The following is a 21,826-nucleotide window of genomic DNA, read 5'->3' as shown; positions in this document are numbered from 1 at the left end:
ATGGAGGACGATCCACAGTAGCTCAGTGGTAGAGCTATCGGCTGTTAACCGATCGGTCGCAGGTTCGAATCCTGCCTGTGGAGCCATTGGCGGTGTAGCTCAGCTGGCTAGAGCGTACGGTTCATACCCGTGAGGTCGGGGGTTCGATCCCCTCCGCCGCTACCATATCTATACATAACGAATCAAGCTTTTATGGCGGTTGTGGCGAAGTGGTTAACGCACCGGATTGTGGTTCCGGCATTCGTGGGTTCGATTCCCATCAGCCGCCCCATATTAAAACATATTTGCGGACCCTTAGCTCAGTTGGTTAGAGCAGTCGGCTCATAACCGATTGGTCGTAGGTTCGAGTCCTACAGGGTCCACTTTGGAGGAATACCCAAGTCTGGCTGAAGGGATCGGTCTTGAAAACCGACAGGCGGGTCACACCGCGCGGGGGTTCGAATCCCTCTTCCTCCGTTTTTAAAAAAAAACGCCTAAATAAAAAGGCGTTTTTTTATGTTTAATGACAAGGGAATAGGGAATAAAAAATAAATGAGAAAGCGCGAGCATTTTCTTTGCGGAGCGCTGTCTTTAATGGTAATCTAATTGAGAATCGAAGACTATTTGAAACTAAGGAGGAATTAAACATGGCTTACAAACTACCAGAATTGCCTTACGCGGCAAATGCACTTGAACCGCATATTGATGAGGCGACAATGAACATTCACCACGGAAAACACCACAATACGTATGTAACAAACTTAAATGCTGCATTGGAAGGACATGCAGCACTTGCAGAGAAGAGCATTGAAGATTTGGTTGCAAACTTGGATGCTGTTCCAGAAAACATCCGCACAGCGGTCCGCAACAATGGCGGAGGCCATGCAAACCACACATTCTTCTGGCAAATTTTAAGTCCAAATGGCGGCGGTGAGCCGACTGGCGCTCTTGCAGAAGACATTAAATCAACTTTCGGCAGCGTTGAAGAATTCAAAAACAAATTTGCAGACGCAGCAAAAGGACGCTTTGGTTCAGGATGGGCTTGGCTAGTTGTCAATAACGGCAATTTAGAAATTACAAGCACGCCTAACCAAGATACACCATTGTCTGAAGGGAAAACGCCTATCCTCGGACTTGACGTCTGGGAGCACGCTTACTACTTGAACTACCAAAACCGTCGCCCAGACTACATTGCAGCTTTCTGGAACGTCGTCAATTGGGACGAGGTTAGCAAACGTTACGAAGCAGCAAAATAAATAAATGCCAACGAGCCGTGAAGCATTTCGCTTTGCGGCTTTTTCATTGGGCAAAGGCTTAAAAACGTGCATAGCAGGAAATAAAACAGATCACACTACCGATTAAGGTGGTGAGGTCATGCAAAAGAAATTGGCAGATAAAGTGTTCGGCCATGTAGAAGCATCAAAAGATTTGAAATTGCTCCTTGTCATTGGCGGCCTTTATGCACTAAGTGTGGCGCTTTCCAATACATTTGTAAATATATTCTTGTGGAAACAGTCTGGGAAATTTATGGACCTCGCTTTATACAATTTAATGTCTGTCATGTTGCAGCCACTCGCCTTTATCCTTGCAGGGAAGCTAACGAAAAGAATCGACCGCGTGTTTATTTTGCGCCTAGGCGTAAGCATTATGTCGCTTTTCTACATCACGGTGCTTCTAGCCGGGTCACATGCCGCGGATTATTTGCTTTTGCTTGGTGCGTTGCTTGGTGCTGGCGCTGGTTGTTATTGGCTTGCATTTAATGTGCTGACGTTTGAAGTAACAGAGCCGGATACACGCGACTTTTTTAACGGCTTTTTAGGACTGCTAACCTCTTTTGCTGGGATGACAGGCCCACTGCTGGCTGGGTTTATCATTACGAGGATGACTGGTTACCGCGGGTATTTCCTCATTTTTGCCTGTTCGCTGACGCTATTTCTTATCGGTGTCGTTTTAACAATGTGGCTTTCCAAACGGCATGCGAAAGGAAAGCTGCAATTAAGAGAAGTATTGAAAGAACGACGCCGAAACAAAGATTGGGCGAGGATACTTTGTGCCCATTTATTCCAAGGTTTTCGAGAAGGGACGTTTGCATTTGTCATCGTCGTATGGGTATACGTGACAACTGGCAACGAGCTTGCTCTTGGCACATATGGGCTGGTCACTTCCAGTGTACAGTTGGTGGTATATTATTTAGCAGCCCGGCTGTTAAAGCGCGCTTTCCGAAAGCGGGCCATATTAGTAGGCGGTTGCATCTTATATGGAGCGATCTTCATCCTTCTGTTTCACTTAAGCTTTGCTAAACTCATCACGTATGGGGTGTTTATTTCCATCGCCTATCCATTGCTGCTCATCCCATATATTTCGCTTACGTACGATGTAATTGGCCGTTCGTACAATGCAGCGGAATTGCGGGTTGAGTATATCATCGTCCGTGAATGTGTGTTAAATACAGGGAGAATGTTATCGATTCTTTTATTTATTGCTGCGATTAGCTTATTTCCAGAAAAACAGGCGATTCCAGCCGTATTGCTTCTTGTCGGTTCAGGTCATTTATGGATCTATTTTTTTGTGCGAAACATTCAGTTAAGCCCCCAAGATCCTGAACCTAGCCATGTTCAGTATGCAGGGGACCCAGACGGGGAAAATAGCGCTGGAGGCTCGGTGTAACTTTTTCTCGGCCTTTGACAGATTGTGTCGTCCATATTATAATAGACAAGAATTGCCTGCTATGTTCGTGTGCTTTTTTATGTTTCGAACCTTGAATGTAAAAAAGGGAGTTCTATATGATTGACTCTACGTCATGCCGACTGGTTCGGACTTCGGAACGTGAACTGCGAACACCCACCTGCGAGAGTAGGTTCATGAAACATTTACTGCTAACGGCACCCGCGGGTAAAGAGAAGAAAAGACATCCGCTTGCCGGGTGTCTTTTTGTGTTGGAAATTTATAAGCTGTTAGGCGATACATAAATGATGATGGAGGGGAAATGATGGCTGAGAAAAAAAACAAAGCGCGCGGCCAAGTATCTGCCAGGCTAAATATTTTGTTTCTTGGCGTGTTTTTGTTGTTTTCTGCATTGATTTTGCGTCTCGGCATGGTGCAAATAGTCCAAGGCGAATCTTACGAAGAAGAGTTAACACATGTATCGAACCAAACGGCCCGTATCGACGCGCCCCGTGGACTGATGTATGATCGCTACGGCAATGTGGTGGTCGACAACTCGATGGAGTTGTCTGTCACTTACACCAATCCAGGGAACCAAAAAGCGGAAGAGATTCTTGAATTAGCGAAAAAGCTGTCTGATTTCATCGAAGTCGACACGGAGAATCTCCGTTTTCGCGACAAACAAGAATATTGGTATGTCACTCATAGCGAAGAAGAGCGGAAAGCGTTAATCGAAGGAAAAAAAGTCGACGATAAAGACGAGTACCAAACGATTATAGATGAAATTAATGAAGAGATGGTTGATGGCTATTCGAAAGAAGAAGAACAAGTCATTGCGATTTTTACACATATGCTCCGCGGTACTAGCGGAACGCCGCAACGAATCAAACAATCGATTACGGAAGAGGAAGCCCACGTGTTAAGTGAGCACTTGGACAAGCTGCCGAACATCGACTTGCAGCGGGATGCGACGAGGGAGTACGTATATGGCGACACGTTGCGGCAATTGTATGGCAGTGTCGGGTCAATCCAATCAGAAAAAGTCGATGATTATTTGGCAAACGGCTATGCCCGCTCTGATCTTGTCGGCAACAGCTACTTGGAGCTTCAATATGAAAATGTGCTCCGTGGCACAAAAGCAGAAATTTCGCGGACATCGACACGGACTGGCGGCGAGGAAGCGGAAAGCGTCGTCGAAGAAACACTTGGCAGCCGTGGCAATGACTTAGTATTAAGCGTTGATATGGAGTACCAACAACTGCTTGATGAAGCGGTAGAAAAACATGTCATGAAAAACCGCGGCTACTACTTGCAGCAGCAAGAAGGCAGCGCCTATGCAATTGTGATGAATCCAAAAACAGGTGAAATATTAGCGATTAGCGGTTTTGTCGATCCTGCCGGAGAAGATGAAAGCTATGTGCACCCAACAGGAGCTGTGAACAATGCGTTTGAGTTTGGCTCTGTCGTCAAAGGGGCATCCGTGTTAACCGGCATGCAAGAGGGAGTTGTCTCCCCTGATACAGTTGTCAATGACAGGCCGTTGCATTTTAATGGCACACCTGAGAAAAAATCGGTGTCCACTATGGGGCCTGTCAATATGGGCACGGCGCTAGAACGGTCATCGAACGTCTATATGTTTGAAATAGCGATGCGAATGGGCAACTATACGTACAACGCCAACATCCCCCAAAGCCAACGTAGCTTGTTTGGCCTGTCCGTCGCCAATGATGTGTTAGAGCGTTCACGTTATTATTTCAGCCAATTTGGCTTAGGGACTCAAACGGGAATTGACCTTCCCCATGAAGTAACAGGTATTACCGGCGTTCCACAAGAGCCAGGGGCTTCACTTGACTTTATGATCGGCCAATTCGACACTTATACAACGTTGCAGGTTGGCCAATACGCGAGCACGATTGCCAATGATGGTGTGCGCATGCGCCCTCGTCTTGTCAAAGAAATATTGGAGCCTTCTATTAATGGAGAAGAAGCGACCGTTGTGAAAGAATTTGCGCCTGAAGTGCTTAATGAAGTCGACATGTCTAAAGACAAGCTTGACGTGGTGCAAAACGGCTTCCGCCGTGTTGTGACAGGCAGTCGCGGTACAGCTAGTTCAATAAAAACGGATGTGCCGATTGCCGCCAAGACTGGGACAGCAGAGATTTCCGTAGCGATTGGCGAAGGGGATAACCGCCAAGTTTTAAACGGAAACAACCAAAGCTTTATTGGCTATGCTCCTTATGACGACCCAGAAATCGCTTTTGCTGTCATCGCTCCAAAAGTGCAAATTCCAAGGGGGACATCGTATAAAATTGCCCAAGGCATTGCCCAAGACTTAGTCAATGACTACTTTGATTTACAGGAGAACCGAGATGGCCCTAAATCAGTCGATTCAGTCATGGACGAAGTTGATTTGTTTGAGAATGAGTAAATAAAAGGCCAGCGAGCAGATAGAGCTCGCTGGCCTTTTATATAAGAAATTTGCTAAATAAAGAGGAATGAATGTAGTAAGCGTCGAATACTGTATTTAGAACAATTCATCTAAGATTTCGTCCATGCTCATTTCACTCGTTAATTCCCCGGTGACTTGCGGTTTTAGCTCACCTGATAAGCCACGTTCGTCAACGGCATCAAAAAAGTCATGGGCGTTGTCTACAATGCCTGCCTCTTCAAGCATTTGGCCGACGTCAATGCTTGTCATTCCCGATTGAACATGAAGAATGGTTCTGTAAACAATTCTCTCTTCGCTATCCCCATCTTCGTTTTGATTTGCTTCTTCTAAGGCAGCTTGTGCTTCTTGTAAATCGCTTTCCATCTGATTCCATGTGTCTTGTTGTTCGATGACATAGCCAGCGTCTGCGAGTGATTGCTTCATCTCATCTTCAGTGAGTTCTGGTGCAGCAGCGGAAGAGGCCCCGTCTCCCTGGATAAAGTATACTGCGCCAAGCGCCACAGCAGCTACAAGCAAGCCACAAGCAAAACTGCGCAATGATTTAGGACTCATTTGCAGCCTTCTTTCTTTCTTTTGTGCCATTGTAAACGTACGGGGCCAACAGGCGCTCTACTTCATGGGTTTCGAGCTCTGTTTCGATTGCAATGCCTTCAACTGAATAGCCGCGTTTATGCAGATCAAGAATTTCTCTAAGCAATTTTTGATGCGATGATGATCGCGCTTGCGCTCCTGGCTCATGTGCAGCGATTTCAGCGTCGAGTTCCATATCGCGAATTTGGTTCTTTAGCTGATGCAGCTCTTGCATAAACGAAATGGAAAGCTGCTCGATTTGCTCGTCCACTTTCGATGGTTTTTCGGCTTTGAAAAACGAAAGCACAAGCAAGGCAATCGCAACTACGAGTAAAATGGCCAATGTCCATTCCATTGAAAACGTACCCTCCTACTTTATCAACTGTGTTACATCCTATTATTATACATGAAATCGCTGATTTTTCATTTCAAAATCTTAAATTTATGGCACGATGCGGTGATTTTTGACAAAATCAGACATGATTCCAGGTAATGGCTATGATAACAGGCTAAAGAGAAAGGGAAATACTTGCTGCAACTAGGGAATTGGTTCTACAAAATTATACAATTTGCACTTCTTGTAGGATGCTAAAAGAAGGGGTATGCTGTTAGTAGAGCTTTTATTAGGCGAAACGATTTGTCGTTATGCTGTGTGGGATTGTTACTGCTATTTAAAGTCGTGTGGGATGCAAGCTTTACATAAGCCAAACGGCTGTATATAAGACAAAGCAGCAGTAGGCTAGAGGCTGGAAGAATATAGGCATAACAAGCCGAATTCGCCTAGCACCGAAGGAACCTAGGCGGATGGGGAGTTTGCAACAAACGAGCATTATTATGGACGTTCACCGGGATTAATTTTTGCAAATTTAAAATGTTGTTTCTGTTTGGGTAGTTTTTTGAAAATGAAATTTACAATCGTGCATGTTCACAAAAAAATGAGCTGAATAAAGGAGAGATTCGATGTACGTTTTGCCAGACTTTTCGCGAGAATTAAATACGGACTCCGCTACAAAAGCATCTTTTTATGTAGACATTCATGCTAGGTTGAAGCTATGTGAAGGCCAACAAGCACTCTCGCGTATTGGGCTTTGGCAGGATGGCAAGACCTCTTGGGTGGGGGACGGCGATTGGAGCGTTCAAGCTGCATTTTCTAAAACCGCGTTATCGATTATGAGCCAAGCATTTCATAAAGGATGGAATGTACTTGTAACGATCATTGATCGTGAATCGCCAGATCGCCTTGGCTGCTTGAGAGAAGTAAGAATCCAAAACCAGGGCACCGACGCCAAACAGGTGAAATTGTTGTTCCACCATTTGCCTTTAGTGCAGTCGCAAGGCATTGCTTTTTATTCCCCTCAAGATAAAGCGCTCATCCATCACGCAGAGAATCAATTTTCGCTGTTTTCCTTGACGATGCGTGACGCGGCTTTTATTCAGCCAGGAGCCGGAAGCTTAAAGAAAAACTGGAATTCTCAAGAAGGAAAATTGTTTTTTTCGCCATTTTCAGCTACGAGCTTAGAAAGCGTGTTGGCTGCGAGTTGTGTCCTCGCTTCTCAAGCAAGCGTAAAAGGCCATGCCTGGATGCTTTCTTCCCGAAGCTTGGAAGCGTTAAATCAATCCCATAAAAGGCTGCAGGCCGCTTATGGGCAATGAAATCGAAGCTTGCAAATTATGATGGAATTTGCTATCATAGCTGAGTATGTAGGACGAGTTTGGAGGGATAACAGATGCGTGTTCAAGTTACACTTGCTTGTACGGAGACGGGTGATCGCAATTATATCACTACAAAAAACAAGCGCACAAATCCAGAGCGTATTGAACTTAAGAAATATAGCCCGCGTTTAAAGCGCCACACACTTCATCGCGAAACAAAGTAAGCAGCCGGTCATCCGCTGCTTATTTTTTTGCCGTGACCATGATACTTGGAGTGATGCCGATATGCGTAGTAAACAGAACATTCGAAATGACGTCTCTAAACAGTTGAACATGTTGCCAGCGCATGTGTATAAGCAACGTTCAACCGAGCTTGCCGATTTGTTCATGCAACAGGATGATTGGAAACAGGCAAAAACCATTGCCCTAACGGTCTCTCGCTTTCCGGAAGTAGAGACAGCGCCATTGATTGCTGGCGCATTAGCTGAGAATAAAAAAGTGGCCTTGCCGCGTATCAACATGAAAGAGCGGACAATGGCGTTCTTTTACATAACCTCTACTGATGAATTGGTAGAAAACAAGTATGGCCTGTTCGAGCCGAAACCAAATGAATCGTGCCTCGCTCGTCCTGATGAGCTAGAACTCATTGTTGTCCCAGGTGTGGCGTTTACAAAGACGGGAAAACGACTTGGTTTAGGCGGGGGTTTTTATGATCGTTTTTTGCCAAGCTGTTCAGGTTTAACAGTTGCGTTATGTTTTCGTGAACAACTGTTTTCTGATTTGCCAACGGAACCCCATGATGTTCTGGTTGACAAGATCATCTCTGACGACAGGATTGATGCTTCATGATCTCCCTTTTGGCTTATGTTGGGATTGGGATAGCGGCACTCCTTTTATACAAGCTGGACAAACTGACCGCTTCTGGCATGTGGGCCGCGTGTGTTGTTGGGTGGCTGACAATAGCGGGCGTCGGTGTAGGGGGGTTAGTGGTGATTGCCGTTTTCTTTGGCAGCTCAATTGTATGGGGTCGTCTAGACTCTTCAAAAGTGGATGTCGATGTGGTTGCCAAACACGGCGCTCGTGATGCCTGGCAAGTATTGGCAAATGGTGGTGTTGCGGGTCTTTGCTCGTTGTTGGCTTGGTTGTTTCCTGGCTATGCTGCCTTTGCCTTTGCTGGATTTATTGGCAGTTTAGCTGGCGCCACTGCCGATACTTGGGCATCAGAGCTTGGAAAATATAGCAGAGAGAAACCGATCCATCTATTGACTTTGAAGCGCGTTTCTCCCGGCGTATCAGGAGCTGTATCTGCGCTTGGTATGGCAGCCGCTTTTGCAGGCAGTTTTCTTGTCGCAGCAACGGCCATTTTATTATGGTGGAGATATACGCCATTGAGCCATATTTGGTTACTAGTCTATTCAGCAATCGGCTTTCTCGCCAATTTAGCTGATTCTCTTTTTGGTGCTGCCATTCAAGTGTTGTACCGTTGCCCTGTTTGCGGGTTAGAGACAGAAAGACCAAACCACTGTGGAGAGAAAACAGAAAAGATAAAAGGGTACCGTTTAGCAACAAACGACACCATCAATTTTATTTGCACGTTTACAGGAGCGGTGCTTGGCGTTTTAGCAGTCGCATTGATTGGGCGATAACGGGGTAGTTGCGACTATTTTTAATACAATTGGTGGAACAAGGAGGAAACGCTTATGGCTCATTTAGAACGTTATTCAAGACAGCTATTGTTTTCTGGAATTGGTGAGGAAGGGCAACAACGGCTATTAAACAGCCATGTGCTAATTGTTGGCGTGGGCGCCTTAGGAACGGTCCTTGCTAACCATATGGTTCGTTCTGGCGTTGGCCATATTCGCATTGTCGATCGTGATTACGTAGAAATGAGCAATTTGCAAAGGCAAATGCTGTTTACTGAAAGCGATGTAGAACAAGCACTGCCAAAGGCGGTCGCTGCAAAACAAATGTTAGAAAAAGTGAACGGATCGGTGCACATTGAAGCATTTGTAGAAGATGTAACGATACAAAATGTGGATATGCTAATGGAGGGAATCGATCTCGTATTAGATGGGACGGATAATTTTAAAACACGTTTTTTGCTTAATGATGCCTGTTTTAAAAAAGGCATTCCTTTTGGGTATGGCGGAGCTGTAAGCGCCAGGGGCATGAGTGCTTTCCTAGTTCCTGAAAAAACGCCATGCTTGCGCTGTTTTATCACAAGCGGTGCATCCCCGGGGGAGACGTGTGACACAGTCGGCGTCATTTCCCCTGTTGTTGATATTGTAGCCTCTTACCAGGTTGTCGAGGCACTGAAATACTTAGTCGGAGCAACAGATCAATTACGGCGTTCTGTACAGACATTTGATCTGTGGGGCAATTATGACCATAAGCTCCAATTTCAGGCGCCGAAACCAGACTGCCCGACTTGCCAATTGCATGAATATCCGGCATTACAAGTCGAACAAGAAGCGGAAACAACATTATGTGGGAGAGACACGGTACAAATTGCGACTGGCTCGCGGTTTCAGTTAAAAGAGTGGGCAGCAAAGCTTCAACCAATCGCCACTGTGAAAGAAACGCCCTTTCTTGTTCGTGTCTCTCTCCCAGAGGGTGAACAATTGGTCCTATTTCCTGATGGGCGAGTGCTTGTACAAGGAACGGAAGACATTAGCCGTGCAAGAACGCTTTTTAGCAAATATATTGGCGACTAAAAAGTCGGCTGGATAAAGAATATACAGCTAAAACCGAAGCGCCCGTGTCGTTCTTTCTTGTTTCGTGCCATTCAAATTCAAGACACTTAGCCTACCCTAAAAAAATATTCACTATAACAGGCAGCTGCTCTAGGACTTTGCATAATCGTAAATGGTTGTTGGGGCTTGACGAAAAAAAGGAACGCATTTAAGCTAGCAGAAGTTGTTGCTAATTCGCACCGACGCGGTAAAGTGTCATAGAATGAAGAAAAGGACTTCGGTGTTTATGATGGAAAAGAAACCTAGCTTATCAATGGTTATAATCTTTTTGCTCTTTTTTATCGCTCTATTAGGCGGTTGCATGTTCTTCCTTAAAATTGATCCCCATCTTCCGATTTTGTTGGCGCTTATTGTGACAACCATTTGGGGTCGGCTGTTGGGCTTCTCTTATAAATCATTAGAAGGGGCGCTTATTAAAGGCATACAAGGGGGAGTTGCCCCATTATTGATCTTGATGCTTGTCGGGGCAGTCATCGCCGTATGGATGATGAGCGGAACAGTTCCAACGTTATTGTATTTTGGAGTGCAGTTGTTGACGCCCGAATGGTTTGCCATTAGCGCTTTAACCGTCTGCATTCTCGTTTCCACTTTTACAGGAAGCGCGTTTACGACTGTTGGCTCAGTTGGTGTGGCAATTATGGGCGTCGGCCTTGCCTTGGGCGTGCCAGCTCCACTCACTGCTGGAGCAGTTGTTTGTGGAGCCTGTTTCGGCGATAAAATGTCGCCTTTATCTGATACAACCAACTTTGCACCTGCAGTGGCCGGTGAACAGCTTTTTGCCCATATTAAGCATTTAATGTGGACGACCGTACCAGCGCTTTTCATCACTTATTTGTTGTTTTTTATAATCGGCGGGCAACAAAGCGGAGAGCCGTCTGACCTTGCTGGACTCTTAGAAGCGTTAAAGGCGTCGTTTACGATTAGCTGGCTCACGTTGCTATCGCCTTTGCTCGTTGTTCTGTTGGCGATGCTGCGGTTGCCAGTGCTGCCTGTTTTAGTCGCTGGGATTGTCTCAGGCTTGTTGCTGACTGTCGTGGTTCAGCAAGAGTCGTCACTGGCTTATATGTTAACCGTATTGCAGTCGGGCTTCGAGGGAACGACTGGCAATGAACTACTTGACGGCATTCTTAATGCTGGCGGAATTCAATCGATGATGTGGTCCGTCTCATTAGTGTTGCTGGCGCTTGCTTTAGGCGGTGTGATTCAACACATCGGTTTTATTGAAGCATTGTTTGCAAACATGAAAAAGCTATTGGCGAAGAGGGGGCATTTAATTGCTTCAACAGCGTTAGCCTCGATCGGCACTAATGCTGTAACGGGGGAACAATATTTATCAATTTTACTACCAGGCAGTTTTTTCAAACGTTATTATGAACAGGCAGGGCTTGCTCCGAAAAATTTGTCGCGGACGCTTGAAGATGCGGGTACACTTGTCAATCCCCTTATTCCATGGGGGGTGAGCGGCGCTTTTTTTGCGCAAACACTTGGTGTATCTGTGCTTGAATATGCCCCTTTTGCTTTTTTCCTTATTTTATCTCCACTACTTACGGTTGCCTTTGGCTATTTAGGAATCGGCATAGCTCCTTTGGATAAAAACAAATAAAAGTCGGTATAGTAAGAGTGGAGGTGACGTTATGCGTCAAGTGTTAGTCGCTGTCTCGACGTTTATTGCCATTCTTGCTATTTGTAAATACCGATATCGGCTGTTAAATGCGTTTTTGCGCCAACCACTGCTCAGGCGGCTGGCCGTTAGGGCGGTGTTAAGAATGCCATTTGTTCGTAACCGGTTTATGCCTACTCTCTTTAATCGACCAGCTGAGCCGACGGAATTATACAAAGAAAAGTTCTGATGTTGTCAGGACTTTTCTTTCGTTTCTTTTTAGGCAAACTTGTTATAATAAAAGAACTGGCAGAAATAAGGAGGAATTAGGCTTGGATACGGTTGTACACCGCTATTTTTTCTGGAAAATCGTGGAGCATTATGCATTAAAGAAACAGTTCCGCGTGCTTGCGCTATACAATACGCAAGTATGGCTAGAAGACGATACCGTGAAACCGCGGCGTGTTATTCGCATTGTGCTCTCTGAAGTCGATTGGGCGAATCGCCTGAAACGGGATATCGGCCATGCCAAGCAACAATTTAACACGATTTATAAACAGCTTGGCGTTTGGGAAATTCAAGGAGAAAACGTCTATGTGATGAGCTTGCCTCCTGTTGATTCATGGGAAGAAACGATGGAGCCTTTTACGATCGGCAACCGAAAAGGAAAAATTCGCAACATTGCCTTGCATACAGATACGGATACATACAATGAGATCACTGAACAAACATTGGAGAATGACGGGCTGCCACCGTTTGAGCCATTGGATTCTCACGAGGCGATGGAACAGGAGATTTTGCGGATTCACGAAAACGTAAAACGCACGACCGTTGGCCGCCAGACAAAAGAACGGCAAACGTTGTTTTTTGGAAAACCTCGAGTGATCTATGCGCTGTTAATTTCGATATTAATTATGTATAGCGTCCTTGAAGCAAATGGAGGAAGCACCAACATTGAAACGTTAATTGACTTTGGCGCAAAATACAATCCACTCATTGTAGAGGGCGAGTGGTGGCGTCTATTTTCAGCGATGTTTTTGCACATTGGCTTTTTCCATTTGTTGATGAACGGCATGGCGCTTTACTTTTTAGGCAGTGCAGTGGAGCAACTTTTTGGTTCGATACGGTTTTTGGTCATTTATTTCATGGCTGGCTTATTTGGGTCTGCCGTTAGCTTTGCTTTCACAGACTCTTTGTCAGCAGGTGCGTCAGGGGCATTATTCGGCTGTTTTGGCGCTTTGCTCTATTTCGGCATTAAACAGCCTTCTTTGTTTTTTCGCACACTGGGCCGCAGTGTGATCGTGCTATTGATCATTAACTTTTTCCTTGGTTTTATTGTTCCTGGAATTGACATAGGCGCCCATGGCGGCGGCTTAGTCGGTGGTTTTTTGGCAGCTGCAGCTGTACGTATGCCAAAGGAAACAAGAAAAACAAATGTGCTATGGTCCTTATCTGCACTGGCAGGTTATATCGTCCTGGCAGCTAGTTTGCTGTTTTTTGGCTATCAGTCGGCCGCAGGGACAGTCAACCCAGATATGGCCGCGCTAGAAGCAAATCGCCTGTTTCAGCAAGGGAATTGGGAGGAAGCACGGCCTCTTGTGGCAGAAGGGCTTGAACAAGATAGTGAGCATGTAGAGCTGCTGTTTTTGCAAGCGTATTTGGATATGCAAGACGGCAAAGATAAGGCCGCACAGGAGAAGCTGGAATTTGTCACTTCTGAAAATCGCCACTTCCATCAAGCGTGGTTTAATCTGGCCCTTATTTATTGGCAGCAAGGGGAAATTGAGCAAGCTCAGAAGGCGGTGGAAGAGGCGATTAAACAAGGAGAGCAAGACGAACATCCAGATGTAGAAATCGATCGTTATCGAGAAGTGCAGGAAGAAATTGAACAGCAACAGCACTAGCACTTAGTAGGAAGTCAGTGTGCTGTCAAGCAGCCAGTTGAGTATTTGACTGGCTTTTTTTGCTGTTCGTTTTTACTGACGTTGACTCACATATTTTTGGAAAGGAAAGCCAAGCTATGTAAAAGGACTGGACGATTGAAAGGGTGACAAGAATGCCTGGCCAAAAGCAGCAAAAGTTGACCTCTTATGAAGATGGGCTTGCCTTTTTGAAAAAGGAATTGGCGGTAGAAGAAAACTTTGATTTGATTTGTTTGGAAATGCGGCATGCAAACAAACGGATGGCGCTTTTTTTAGTTGATGGTTTTGCCAAAGATATCGCACTGACACAAATCCAACGGGAACTTTCCCATACGACTGAAGATGAATTGCAAGACCGATATGATGCCTTACTGCAAAGCCGGATTCCTTATGCAGAAGTTGAAACCGAAAGAGACTTGAACCAAGTCGTAGAGCAAGTGTTGGCCGGGCCAGCGGCTTTGCTCGTTGAAGGCCTTGACTATTGCCTGCTGATTGACACGAGGGAGTATCCTGTTCGAAGTCCGGAGGAGCCAGATACAGAGCAAGTTGTTCGTGGTTCGAGAGACGGGCTTGTCGAAACGCTCGTTATGAACGCAGCTCTGATCCGCAGAAGAGTTCGTGACCGGACGCTGCGCGTCGTGTTCAAGCAAGTTGGGCGACGTTCTAAAACAGATATAGCCTTAATGTACATTGGCGATATTGCTGATAAGCGTTATGTCGAGCAAATGACCGCTGCCCTTGATGCAATTGACACCGATGGTGTACCCATGGCAGATAAATCAATTGAAGAATTTATCTTTAAAGAAAGCAGCAACCCTTATCCACTTGTGCGTTATTCAGAACGGCCAGACGTATGTGCCACCCATTTATTTGAGGGCCATGTCCTCGTTCTTGTCGATGGGTCGCCAAGTGTCATGATTACACCTACTACTTTCTGGCACTTGCTTCAACATGCAGAGGAGTACCGTCAAAAACCAATCATAGGAGCAATGCTGAGGCTAGTCAGATTCGCTGCTGTTTTTTCGTCGATCTTCTTGCTGCCGTTATGGTATTTATTCGCAACAAATGCGTTTTTATTGCCAGATAGTTTGGCGTTTATCGGCACAGAAGAAAAGGGGAGCTTGCCACTGTTTGCCCAATTTGTCATCGCAGAAGCAGGGATTGAAATGTTGCGAATGGCGTCGATTCATACACCGAATGCAGTCGCAGAAGCGCTTGGGCTTGTGGCAGCCTTATTGATTGGCGATATTGCCATCCAAGTCGGTGTCTTTTCCCCAGAAGTGATCCTCTACTTAGCGATTGCCGCTGTCGGTACGTTTGCAACACCTAGTTATGAACTTTCCCTTGCCAACCGATTTATGCGTGTACTTTTGTTGGTGGCTACTGCCGCCTTTAAGTTGCCAGGGCTTATGATTGCCTCGACCATTTGGTTAGTGATGCTTGTCCGTTTAAAGGGGATGGATGTTCCTTATATGTGGCCATTTATTCCTTTTAATGCAAAAGCATTACGAGACGTCGTTTTTCGAGTGCCAATGCCTGTAAAAAACCGCAGGCCAGTCATTATTCATCCCCAAGATCCGGACCGTTAGCAAATCGGGGTTTTCAATCAGCAGCCATGTCTATTTCATACAAGTCATCTTTTATAAAACGGTCTGCTTTTTGCACTGGCTGGCTTTTGTCAGCTAAAACAAGGGCAAAGGGTGTCGGCGTTGGCGGATTCACAATCGTGTATGGAACGTTCTGGCTGACGGCTATTTTAATGTAAGCCGCATAATCGTTATAAGCCAGGTTGCCATTTAAAAACAGATGGAGGTTGTTAGCCTTAGCCATCGTTTGTTCGACTTCCCTGTAAACTGGAGCAGCCTGGACTTGCTTTTTCGTTAATGCAAGATAGACCCTTTCCAAAATTGTCGTCAAAAACAAACGGCGTTCCGCTGGTTTTGTTTCTGGATTTCCATAAATCGCTTTTTCTAATAGGTCGTTTACATCTCTTCCCATTTTCCCACTCCTTCTTTATATCTCCATCATGGCATTCATGTCCTTATTTTTCAACCAAGCACATAAGCTATAGTAGTACAATTGTTTAACAATTTTCATGAGGGGTTGATCACATGGGGTTTGCATTTATGGTGGCCGCTTTTGTGTTTGTGTTGGGGGCCGCAATTGGCGGGATCGTCGCCACGATGAAATTTGTCCCGCCTATTTTAGGGCTATCCGTGTCTAGCATTAGCTTTTTCTTTTTTGCTTATGTCGGCATGTTTCTCGCGCTGGTTGGCCCAAATTGGCTTGGCTTGCGGTTTTTGGACATTGTAATCGCCATGTGCTCGTTTTTGTTTATCATCGCCTTGTTCCGTTCATATCATCCTACTTGCGGTTATCGTCCTGGTGTTAGTCCAGTCGGATTCATTGCTGCCATTCTGTTTTTCTTGATGGGCGTACAATGGGGAACGGCAGGGTTCGGCACGTTTTTTACATTAGGAATGGCAATTTTGTTTACAGGAAGCGTTTTTTTAGGCGTATTGTTGTATAATACGATATTGGGTTGGCTACGAAATGTTTACATTGCGGCATTCTTGCCTCTTATCTCATTTCTTTTTATTGCAGTACTGAAACTGATATAATAAGCTAGAGGTGAGCCAATGAAAACGCTTTTCGAAGTCAAGCAGTTGTTAAAGCAATATGGCGCTTTCATTTATACAAGGGATTTGGATGCAGACATGCAGTTGATGCAAATGGAAATGGAGGAACTTCATCGACTTGGCCTAATCGAACGTGTCGAATTCCAACAAGCAATGCTTGTATTAAAACGTGAACAGCGTGCGGCAAAAATGGGGGAGAGAGCAAATGACTGAGGTCTACTATGCAGGAATTGACATTGGTGGAACGACCGTAAAGTTGGCGTTTCTTACGGAAACAGGCGAGTTAAAAGATAAATGGGAGATTCCCACAGACGTGAGCGAAAACGGCAAACACATTGTCGACCAGATCGCCGCAAGCATTCAAAGCCGGCTGCCGCAACATGCAACCTTGTTGGGGGCTGGAGTAGGTGCGCCAGGATTCATTGAAATGGAAACTGGTTTTATTCACCATGCCGTCAATATTGGCTGGCGCAACTATCCACTAAGAGAAGAGCTGGAACGCGCCCTTGGAGTGGTTGTCCGCGTCGACAATGATGCCAATTTGGCAGCACTTGGAGAGAAATGGCGCGGCGCAGGGGATGGCGCTGAAGAAGAATTGTTTATCACACTTGGTACAGGTGTCGGCGGTGGCATTATTACAAGAGGACAAATTCTCCACGGCGCAAGTGGAATGGGCGGCGAAATTGGCCACATAACAGTCATCCCTGAAGGTGGGGCACCGTGCAATTGCGGCAAAACGGGCTGCCTGGAAACGGTATCTTCGGCAACGGGCATTTTACGGATGGCCAAGGAAAAGTTAACAACAAATAAAGATAGTGCTTTGCATCGCTTTGGAGAAGGGGCGTTAACAACAAAGGATATTTTCGATGCCGCTAAAGCTGGCGATGCACTTGCTAAAGATGTGGTCAGCGAAGCAACCTTTCACCTTGGTTTTGCAATAGCGAATTTGGCTAATGCGCTCAATCCGACAAAAATTATTATCGGCGGTGGTGTTTCTAAAGCGAAAGAAAGCTTGCTCGCCCCGCTTCGCATCGTATTTAAGCAATTTGCGTTGCCCCGTGTTTCCGAGAGTGCTGAAATTAAATTGGCCCATTTAGGGAATGACGCTGGGATTTACGGTGCTGTTTGGCTTGCTATTCAGGCAAAAGCAACACAGGAAGACGCTAGGAAAAAGTGAATGAGTAAAAGGAGTCGCATGAAATGGAGTACAGGGTTGAACGAGACTTACTAGGAGAAAAACAAGTACCGAAACATGCTTATTATGGCATCCAATCGCTGCGGGCAAAGGATAATTTTCCGATTACCGGCTATCCGCCCCACCCTGAACTTATTCGCGCTTTCGGCTATGTGAAAAAAGCGGCTGCCCTTGCAAACCGCGATGTCGGCGTACTGCGCCCCCACATTGCTGAAGCGATTATCAAGGCAAGCGATGAAGTGATTGAAGGGCGTTTGAATGATCATTTTATTGTCGATTCAATCCAAGGAGGCGCCGGCACGTCGTTTAATATGAACGCAAACGAAGTCATTGCTAACAGGGCGATTGAAATTCTTGGTGGCGAAAAAGGCGATTATTTAAAAGTCAGTCCAAACACACACGTCAACATGGCCCAGTCTACCAATGATTCATTTCCGACGGCGATTCATATTGCCGCTTTAAATATGACAAAGGGCTTGATGGAAGAATTGCAGCAATTGATCAACGAAATGGAAGCGAAAGCCGAAGAATTTGACAGTGTCTTAAAAATGGGTCGGACCCACTTGCAAGATGCAGTCCCTATTCGACTAGGGCAGGAATTTGGCTCGTACCGCAGAGTGCTAGCCCGTGATCTAAAACGGGTAAGCCGTTCGGCAGACCACCTCCACGACATCAATATGGGTGCAACCGCTGTAGGAACTGGTTTGAACGCCAAACCGGAATACATTGAGAAAGTCGCAAAACATTTGGCTGACTTGACTGATTTACCGTTGAAAACGGCGGAGGACCTTGTTGATGCCACACAAAATACAGATGCCTATACGGAGCTTTCTAGTTCGTTGAAAATTTTAGCCATTAATTTATCAAAAATCGCAAATGACTTACGTTTAATGAGTTCGGGCCCGCGGACGGGATTGAATGAAATCAATTTGCCACCGCGACAGCCAGGTTCATCGATCATGCCTGGAAAAGTAAATCCGGTCATGTGTGAAGTCATTAACCAGCTTTCTTTTCAAGTTATCGGCAATGACCATACGATCAGCCTTGCTTCAGAAGCGGGCCAACTTGAACTAAACGTGATGGAACCAGTACTCGTTTTTAATTTATTGCAATCATTAACAGTGCTACAAAACGGCATGCGCGTCTTTAAAGATTACGCTATTGCCGGCATTACCGCTAACGTGGAACGATGCCGGGAACTTGTAGAACATAGTGTCGGTATTGTAACGGCAATCAATCCCCATGTCGGCTATGAAGTAGCTACTCGTGTTGCTAAAGAAGCAATTGAAACAGGGCGGCCGGTCCGGGAAATTTGCCTTGAACGGGGCATCCTTTCAGAGGAAGAGTTGAATGAAATTCTTGATCCAAAAGAAATGACAAAACCCGGTATCGCCGGCTCCCGTTTTTTACCGTTATAACGACTAAAGAGCGACTTTTGTTTTTGCAAATGGATCGATGTATGCGATAATGAAATAGAAAGACTAGGGGTGCCTAATGAAGTTAGGCTGAGAATTAGAACGCATTTCTTTTACCCTAATAACCTGATCTGGGTGATGCCAGCGGAGGGAAGTCGGTTTGCAGTGATTGAATGACATGCTTGCATGTGGCCGAAGCTTCTCGCTTTGGCCTTTTTATTTTGCAAAAGGAGTGAACAACATGAAGCCTTTTCGACTTTACGCGATCACAGGAGAGGAATTCCATCCTGGACGCGATGTCGTAGAAGTGATGGAAGAAGCCATCCAAGGTGGGGTTGACATTATTCAGCTTCGTGATAAAACGAGCAGCAAAAAGGCTGTGTTGGAAAAAGCCCGTAGGCTAAAAAAGCTTGCGGCCAATTATGGAATTCCGTTTATTGTCAATGACCATATCGATGTCGCCCTTGCCGTCGACGCAAGCGGCGTCCATGTTGGGCAAGATGATTTGCCCCTTCCAGAAGTAAGAAAATTGCTGGGGCCAGACAAAATCATTGGCGTTTCTACCCACAAGCTAGAAGAGGCACTTGAAGCTGAAAAGAACGGAGCCGATTATATTGGCGTCGGTCCGATTTTTCCAACAAACAGCAAAGCGGATGTAGTAGACCCAGTTACAACTGCATATATTCGCGAAGTTAAGGAACATGTGACGATTCCGTTTGTGGCAATAGGCGGTATCAAGCGCCATAATGTCCGTGAAGTGATCGAGGCTGGGGCTGAAGCCGTTTGCGTTATAACCGAAATTGTTGCTGCCCGTGACGTGAAAGCAGCTAGTCAAGCGTTGCTCGCGGCGATGGAGGAGGCAAGTCAATGAGATTAGTCGTAAATGGTGAAGAACGAATTGCAGAAAGCACAACGCTGAGCGAACTTGTTTCTGAATTTGGCTTAGCGAGCCAACTAGTGGTGGCGGAAGTCAACGGGACGATTATTGACCGTGTTGACTGGGAGGCCACTTCTTTGAGCGAAGGAATGAAAATTGAGCTAGTCCATTTCGTAGGGGGAGGATAAACATGAAAAAAGCACCACTTGTCATTGGCGGAAAAACGCTGTCATCGCGGTTTTTCATTGGGACTGGCCGTTATCCAAACCCGGTTGTTCAAAATGAAGCGATTAAAGCCTCCGGAGCGGAGGTTTTAACGTTTGCCATTCGCCGTATTAACTTAGAACATCCTGATGAGGATGCGATTTTACAGCATTTAGAAGGGCGCACTTTTCAATACTTGCCAAATACATCAGGAGCGAACAACGCTGAAGAGGCAATCCGCATTGCTCGTTTGGCTCGAGCGGCTGGGCTGAGCGATTGGATCAAAGTCGAAATTAGCGTATCTGAAAAAACGCTTTTGCCTGATCCGATTGAGACATTAAAAGCAACAGAAGCTTTAGCAAAAGAAGGCTTTACTGTATTGCCGTATACATCAGATGACCCAATTCTTTGCAAAAAGCTGGAGGAAGCCGGCGCAGCCGCAGTTATGCCTGGGGCTTCTCCAATTGGCACAGGCCTTGGTATATTAAACCCGTATAACCTTGGCGTAATTGTCGAGGATGCTTCTGTACCGATCATTGTCGATGCTGGCCTCGGTTCTGCAAGCGATGTCGCCAAGGCAATGGAATTAGGAGCAGATGGAGTATTAATGAATACGGCAGTAGCTAAAGCAAAGGATCCAGTAAAAATGGCGCTGGCAATGAAACAAGCGATTGAAGCCGGTTTGCTGTCCTACGAAGCAGGGCGCATTCCGATGAAGCGCTATGCGACAGCAAGCAGCCAGCTTGACCATTTATTGTCCAGTCACAGTAAGGGGTAGTCAAAATGGAGCATACAATTGTTTTAGGAGGCGGCGTTATTGGGCTGTCTGTTGCTTTTCAGTTAGCAATGGACGGCAAGGCCGTTTCTGTCCTAGAAATAAACACTTGCGGCGGGCAGGCATCTGGCGCAGCTGCAGGCATGCTTGCCCCGTATTCTGAAATTGGCGAGGATCCAGATGATTTTTTTCGCCTTTGTTTAGCGAGTTTGCGCACCTTTAAAGAATGGCAAGCGTTAATAAAGCAAGAGTCAGGCATGACGTTTGAATTTACAGAATCAGGGAGTCTTCATTGTGTTTATCATGAAGCTGATTTGTTGTCACTTGCCACCAGAAAAGCATGGCAAGAGGAATTTGGGGCCAAAGTCGACGTATTGACACCCGAAGAGTTAAAGAAGAAAGAGCCTGAGCTTGCTGAAGACATGATTGGTGCGATCCACTATCCAGAAGAAGCTCATGTCTACGCGCCTGATTATGTAAAGGCGTTGCAACAGGCTTGCAGAAATCGCGGCGTCCACATTTATGAGCAGCTCAAACACGTTTCGCTCGTGAAAACAGAGCCCCATATCGAGCTACAAAGCGCTTCAGGGCAACGTTTTACAGCAGACCAGCTCGTTGTGGCGACAGGTGCATGGGCGAAAGAGCTAGAAAGCCAGCTTGACCTTAACTTGCCTATTTATCCAATAAGAGGGCAGATTTGTGCTTATAACATTGAACCAGGCCGTGTTCGCCACATTTTATACACAAGCCAAGGGTATCTTGTCCCAAAAGCAAATGGCACACTTGTTAATGGTGCATCAGAAGATATTGCTGGCTTTCAAACAGAAATTACCGACAAAGGCATTCGCCGCCTCACAAATTGGAACCATAAGATAGTGCCCTTTTTAGCTGAACTTACGCCGTTTCATAAATGGGCTGGCCTTAGGCCGGCGACACAAGACGGTTATCCGCTTATCGGTTTTCTCCGCAACCATCCCCGCGTTTTTATGGCTTGTGGCCATTACCGGAACGGCATTTTATTAAGCGCCATTACGGCAAAAGTGGCGAGTGCGCAGTTGGCTGGGCAAGAGCCGCCTGTACCAATTGCCCTTTTTGATCCAGAACGTTTTTCGTAGTTAGAGAAGGAGGCGT

General features: G+C 45.8%; 23 protein-coding genes, 5 tRNA genes, 1 other RNA gene and 1 riboswitch. Of the genes, 26 read left to right on the top strand and 3 right to left on the bottom strand.

Features of this window, described 5'->3' with window-relative positions; genetic code table 11:
• Positions 1 to 11: 11 nt before the first annotated feature.
• From BC8716_RS19800 to BC8716_RS19760, 9 genes are all read left to right on the top strand, one after another.
• A tRNA-Asn gene (locus tag BC8716_RS19800) sits at positions 12 to 86 on the top strand.
• A 2-nt stretch (positions 87 to 88) separates the two neighbouring features.
• Positions 89 to 165 (top strand) — tRNA-Met (locus tag BC8716_RS19795).
• 30 nt (positions 166 to 195) lie between these two features.
• Positions 196 to 271, top strand: a tRNA-His gene (locus BC8716_RS19790).
• Positions 272 to 288: 17 nt separating this feature from the next.
• Positions 289 to 362, top strand: a tRNA-Ile gene (locus BC8716_RS19785).
• Between the two features lie 4 nt (positions 363 to 366).
• A tRNA-Ser gene (locus BC8716_RS19780) sits at positions 367 to 456 on the top strand.
• 170 nt (positions 457 to 626) lie between these two features.
• On the top strand, positions 627 to 1,235 hold the full coding sequence (sodA, locus tag BC8716_RS19775) for a superoxide dismutase SodA (RefSeq protein WP_011246559.1): 609 nt from the start codon (positions 627 to 629) through the stop codon (positions 1,233 to 1,235).
• 118 nt (positions 1,236 to 1,353) lie between these two features.
• Positions 1,354 to 2,646: an MFS transporter gene (locus tag BC8716_RS19770; protein WP_094428480.1), complete on the top strand. Its 1,293-nt coding sequence runs from the start codon at positions 1,354 to 1,356 to the stop codon at positions 2,644 to 2,646.
• Positions 2,647 to 2,696: 50 nt separating this feature from the next.
• A non-coding RNA gene (gene ssrS, locus BC8716_RS19765) (6S RNA) lies at positions 2,697 to 2,878 on the top strand.
• Between the two features lie 90 nt (positions 2,879 to 2,968).
• Positions 2,969 to 5,071 (top strand): peptidoglycan D,D-transpeptidase FtsI family protein, encoded by a 2,103-nt coding sequence (locus BC8716_RS19760; protein ID WP_094428478.1) that lies wholly within the window; start codon positions 2,969 to 2,971, stop codon positions 5,069 to 5,071.
• 96 nt (positions 5,072 to 5,167) lie between these two features.
• On the opposite strand, the gene BC8716_RS19755 is transcribed toward BC8716_RS19760, so the two are convergent.
• Positions 5,168 to 5,644 (bottom strand): hypothetical protein, encoded by a 477-nt coding sequence (locus BC8716_RS19755; RefSeq protein ID WP_094428476.1) that lies wholly within the window; start codon positions 5,642 to 5,644, stop codon positions 5,168 to 5,170.
• The gene (locus BC8716_RS19750) at positions 5,634 to 6,017 is read right to left on the bottom strand and encodes a hypothetical protein (RefSeq protein ID WP_094428474.1); all 384 of its coding nucleotides are present in this window, start codon (positions 6,015 to 6,017) and stop codon (positions 5,634 to 5,636) included. The genes BC8716_RS19755 and BC8716_RS19750 overlap by 11 nt, the downstream gene beginning before the upstream one ends.
• Before the next feature lie 605 nt (positions 6,018 to 6,622).
• Here BC8716_RS19750 and BC8716_RS19745 point away from each other — a divergent pair.
• The 9 genes from BC8716_RS19745 (at position 6,623) to BC8716_RS19705 (ending at position 15,179) form a co-directional block, all read left to right on the top strand.
• Complete coding sequence (locus tag BC8716_RS19745) at positions 6,623 to 7,315, top strand: hypothetical protein (RefSeq protein ID WP_094428472.1); 693 nt, start codon at positions 6,623 to 6,625, stop codon at positions 7,313 to 7,315.
• Between the two features lie 74 nt (positions 7,316 to 7,389).
• Positions 7,390 to 7,539, top strand: a complete 150-nt coding sequence (gene rpmG, locus BC8716_RS19740; RefSeq protein ID WP_003323811.1) for a 50S ribosomal protein L33 — start codon at positions 7,390 to 7,392, stop codon at positions 7,537 to 7,539.
• Positions 7,540 to 7,600: 61 nt separating this feature from the next.
• Positions 7,601 to 8,164, top strand: coding sequence for a 5-formyltetrahydrofolate cyclo-ligase (locus tag BC8716_RS19735; RefSeq protein WP_094428470.1), 564 nt, complete (start codon positions 7,601 to 7,603; stop codon positions 8,162 to 8,164).
• The gene (locus BC8716_RS19730) at positions 8,161 to 8,961 is read left to right on the top strand and encodes a DUF92 domain-containing protein (RefSeq protein WP_094428468.1); all 801 of its coding nucleotides are present in this window, start codon (positions 8,161 to 8,163) and stop codon (positions 8,959 to 8,961) included. Before BC8716_RS19735 ends, BC8716_RS19730 begins: the two co-directional genes overlap by 4 nt.
• 54 nt (positions 8,962 to 9,015) lie before the next feature.
• Complete coding sequence (locus BC8716_RS19725; protein ID WP_094428466.1) at positions 9,016 to 10,029, top strand: ThiF family adenylyltransferase; 1,014 nt, start codon at positions 9,016 to 9,018, stop codon at positions 10,027 to 10,029.
• 268 nt (positions 10,030 to 10,297) lie between these two features.
• A complete protein-coding gene (gene nhaC, locus BC8716_RS19720) occupies positions 10,298 to 11,671 on the top strand; it encodes a Na+/H+ antiporter NhaC (protein ID WP_094429313.1) in 1,374 nt (457 codons plus the stop codon).
• 31 nt (positions 11,672 to 11,702) lie between these two features.
• Entirely contained in the window at positions 11,703 to 11,918 is a 216-nt protein-coding gene (yqgO, locus tag BC8716_RS19715) for a protein YqgO (RefSeq protein WP_094428464.1), read from the top strand.
• An 82-nt stretch (positions 11,919 to 12,000) separates the two neighbouring features.
• Positions 12,001 to 13,572, top strand: coding sequence for a rhomboid family protein (locus BC8716_RS19710; protein WP_094428462.1), 1,572 nt, complete (start codon positions 12,001 to 12,003; stop codon positions 13,570 to 13,572).
• A gap of 152 nt (positions 13,573 to 13,724) precedes the next feature.
• Positions 13,725 to 15,179, top strand: coding sequence for a spore germination protein (locus BC8716_RS19705; protein ID WP_094428460.1), 1,455 nt, complete (start codon positions 13,725 to 13,727; stop codon positions 15,177 to 15,179).
• 13 nt (positions 15,180 to 15,192) lie between these two features.
• Here BC8716_RS19705 and BC8716_RS19700 read toward each other — a convergent pair whose 3' ends face one another.
• Positions 15,193 to 15,588, bottom strand: coding sequence for a YueI family protein (locus BC8716_RS19700; protein WP_094428458.1), 396 nt, complete (start codon positions 15,586 to 15,588; stop codon positions 15,193 to 15,195).
• Positions 15,589 to 15,701: 113 nt separating this feature from the next.
• Here BC8716_RS19700 and BC8716_RS19695 point away from each other — a divergent pair, with 113 nt between their 5' ends.
• The 8 genes from BC8716_RS19695 to thiO all read left to right on the top strand — a co-directional run bounded on the left by BC8716_RS19695 (position 15,702) and on the right by thiO (position 21,810).
• Positions 15,702 to 16,211, top strand: a complete 510-nt coding sequence (locus BC8716_RS19695) for a hypothetical protein (protein ID WP_094428455.1) — start codon at positions 15,702 to 15,704, stop codon at positions 16,209 to 16,211.
• Between the two features lie 18 nt (positions 16,212 to 16,229).
• Positions 16,230 to 16,442: a YqgQ family protein gene (locus BC8716_RS19690; RefSeq protein ID WP_094428453.1), complete on the top strand. Its 213-nt coding sequence runs from the start codon at positions 16,230 to 16,232 to the stop codon at positions 16,440 to 16,442.
• Positions 16,435 to 17,406, top strand: a complete 972-nt coding sequence (locus BC8716_RS19685) for an ROK family glucokinase (RefSeq protein ID WP_094428451.1) — start codon at positions 16,435 to 16,437, stop codon at positions 17,404 to 17,406. Before BC8716_RS19690 ends, BC8716_RS19685 begins: the two co-directional genes overlap by 8 nt.
• Before the next feature lie 23 nt (positions 17,407 to 17,429).
• The gene (gene aspA / locus BC8716_RS19680; protein ID WP_094428449.1) at positions 17,430 to 18,842 is read left to right on the top strand and encodes an aspartate ammonia-lyase; all 1,413 of its coding nucleotides are present in this window, start codon (positions 17,430 to 17,432) and stop codon (positions 18,840 to 18,842) included.
• Between the two features lie 55 nt (positions 18,843 to 18,897).
• Positions 18,898 to 19,009: riboswitch (TPP riboswitch) on the top strand.
• 71 nt (positions 19,010 to 19,080) lie between these two features.
• Complete coding sequence (gene thiE / locus BC8716_RS19675) at positions 19,081 to 19,710, top strand: thiamine phosphate synthase (protein ID WP_094428447.1); 630 nt, start codon at positions 19,081 to 19,083, stop codon at positions 19,708 to 19,710.
• Positions 19,707 to 19,904, top strand: coding sequence for a sulfur carrier protein ThiS (gene thiS / locus BC8716_RS19670; protein ID WP_094428445.1), 198 nt, complete (start codon positions 19,707 to 19,709; stop codon positions 19,902 to 19,904). The genes thiE and thiS overlap by 4 nt, the downstream gene beginning before the upstream one ends.
• 2 nt (positions 19,905 to 19,906) lie before the next feature.
• Positions 19,907 to 20,698, top strand: a complete 792-nt coding sequence (locus BC8716_RS19665; protein WP_094428443.1) for a thiazole synthase — start codon at positions 19,907 to 19,909, stop codon at positions 20,696 to 20,698.
• Positions 20,699 to 20,703: 5 nt separating this feature from the next.
• Positions 20,704 to 21,810: a glycine oxidase ThiO gene (gene thiO / locus BC8716_RS19660; protein WP_094428441.1), complete on the top strand. Its 1,107-nt coding sequence runs from the start codon at positions 20,704 to 20,706 to the stop codon at positions 21,808 to 21,810.
• The last annotated feature ends 16 nt before the right edge of the window (positions 21,811 to 21,826 follow it).

The sequence above is a fragment of the Shouchella clausii genome, from assembly GCF_002250115.1.
GTDB lineage: Bacteria > Bacillota > Bacilli > Bacillales > Bacillaceae_D > Shouchella > Shouchella clausii.
The sequence above is the reverse complement of the archived record's forward strand: the minus strand, read 5'-3'. Positions and strand labels throughout refer to the sequence as shown.

Excerpts from the sequence above, each read along its gene's own strand:
- sodA (WP_011246559.1), top strand. The coding sequence starts at position 627 with ATGGCTTACAAACTACCAGAATTGCCTTACGCGGCAAATGCACTTGAA.
- BC8716_RS19770 (WP_094428480.1), top strand. The coding sequence starts at position 1,354 with ATGCAAAAGAAATTGGCAGATAAAGTGTTCGGCCATGTAGAAGCATCA.
- BC8716_RS19760 (WP_094428478.1), top strand. The coding sequence starts at position 2,969 with ATGGCTGAGAAAAAAAACAAAGCGCGCGGCCAAGTATCTGCCAGGCTA.
- BC8716_RS19755 (WP_094428476.1), bottom strand. The coding sequence starts at position 5,644 with ATGAGTCCTAAATCATTGCGCAGTTTTGCTTGTGGCTTGCTTGTAGCT.
- BC8716_RS19750 (WP_094428474.1), bottom strand. The coding sequence starts at position 6,017 with ATGGAATGGACATTGGCCATTTTACTCGTAGTTGCGATTGCCTTGCTT.
- BC8716_RS19745 (WP_094428472.1), top strand. The coding sequence starts at position 6,623 with ATGTACGTTTTGCCAGACTTTTCGCGAGAATTAAATACGGACTCCGCT.
- rpmG (WP_003323811.1), top strand. The coding sequence starts at position 7,390 with ATGCGTGTTCAAGTTACACTTGCTTGTACGGAGACGGGTGATCGCAAT.
- BC8716_RS19735 (WP_094428470.1), top strand. The coding sequence starts at position 7,601 with ATGCGTAGTAAACAGAACATTCGAAATGACGTCTCTAAACAGTTGAAC.
- BC8716_RS19730 (WP_094428468.1), top strand. The coding sequence starts at position 8,161 with ATGATCTCCCTTTTGGCTTATGTTGGGATTGGGATAGCGGCACTCCTT.
- BC8716_RS19725 (WP_094428466.1), top strand. The coding sequence starts at position 9,016 with ATGGCTCATTTAGAACGTTATTCAAGACAGCTATTGTTTTCTGGAATT.
- nhaC (WP_094429313.1), top strand. The coding sequence starts at position 10,298 with ATGGAAAAGAAACCTAGCTTATCAATGGTTATAATCTTTTTGCTCTTT.
- yqgO (WP_094428464.1), top strand. The coding sequence starts at position 11,703 with ATGCGTCAAGTGTTAGTCGCTGTCTCGACGTTTATTGCCATTCTTGCT.
- BC8716_RS19705 (WP_094428460.1), top strand. The coding sequence starts at position 13,725 with ATGCCTGGCCAAAAGCAGCAAAAGTTGACCTCTTATGAAGATGGGCTT.
- BC8716_RS19700 (WP_094428458.1), bottom strand. The coding sequence starts at position 15,588 with ATGGGAAGAGATGTAAACGACCTATTAGAAAAAGCGATTTATGGAAAT.
- BC8716_RS19695 (WP_094428455.1), top strand. The coding sequence starts at position 15,702 with ATGGGGTTTGCATTTATGGTGGCCGCTTTTGTGTTTGTGTTGGGGGCC.
- BC8716_RS19690 (WP_094428453.1), top strand. The coding sequence starts at position 16,230 with ATGAAAACGCTTTTCGAAGTCAAGCAGTTGTTAAAGCAATATGGCGCT.
- BC8716_RS19685 (WP_094428451.1), top strand. The coding sequence starts at position 16,435 with ATGACTGAGGTCTACTATGCAGGAATTGACATTGGTGGAACGACCGTA.
- aspA (WP_094428449.1), top strand. The coding sequence starts at position 17,430 with ATGGAGTACAGGGTTGAACGAGACTTACTAGGAGAAAAACAAGTACCG.
- thiE (WP_094428447.1), top strand. The coding sequence starts at position 19,081 with ATGAAGCCTTTTCGACTTTACGCGATCACAGGAGAGGAATTCCATCCT.
- thiS (WP_094428445.1), top strand. The coding sequence starts at position 19,707 with ATGAGATTAGTCGTAAATGGTGAAGAACGAATTGCAGAAAGCACAACG.
- BC8716_RS19665 (WP_094428443.1), top strand. The coding sequence starts at position 19,907 with ATGAAAAAAGCACCACTTGTCATTGGCGGAAAAACGCTGTCATCGCGG.
- thiO (WP_094428441.1), top strand. The coding sequence starts at position 20,704 with ATGGAGCATACAATTGTTTTAGGAGGCGGCGTTATTGGGCTGTCTGTT.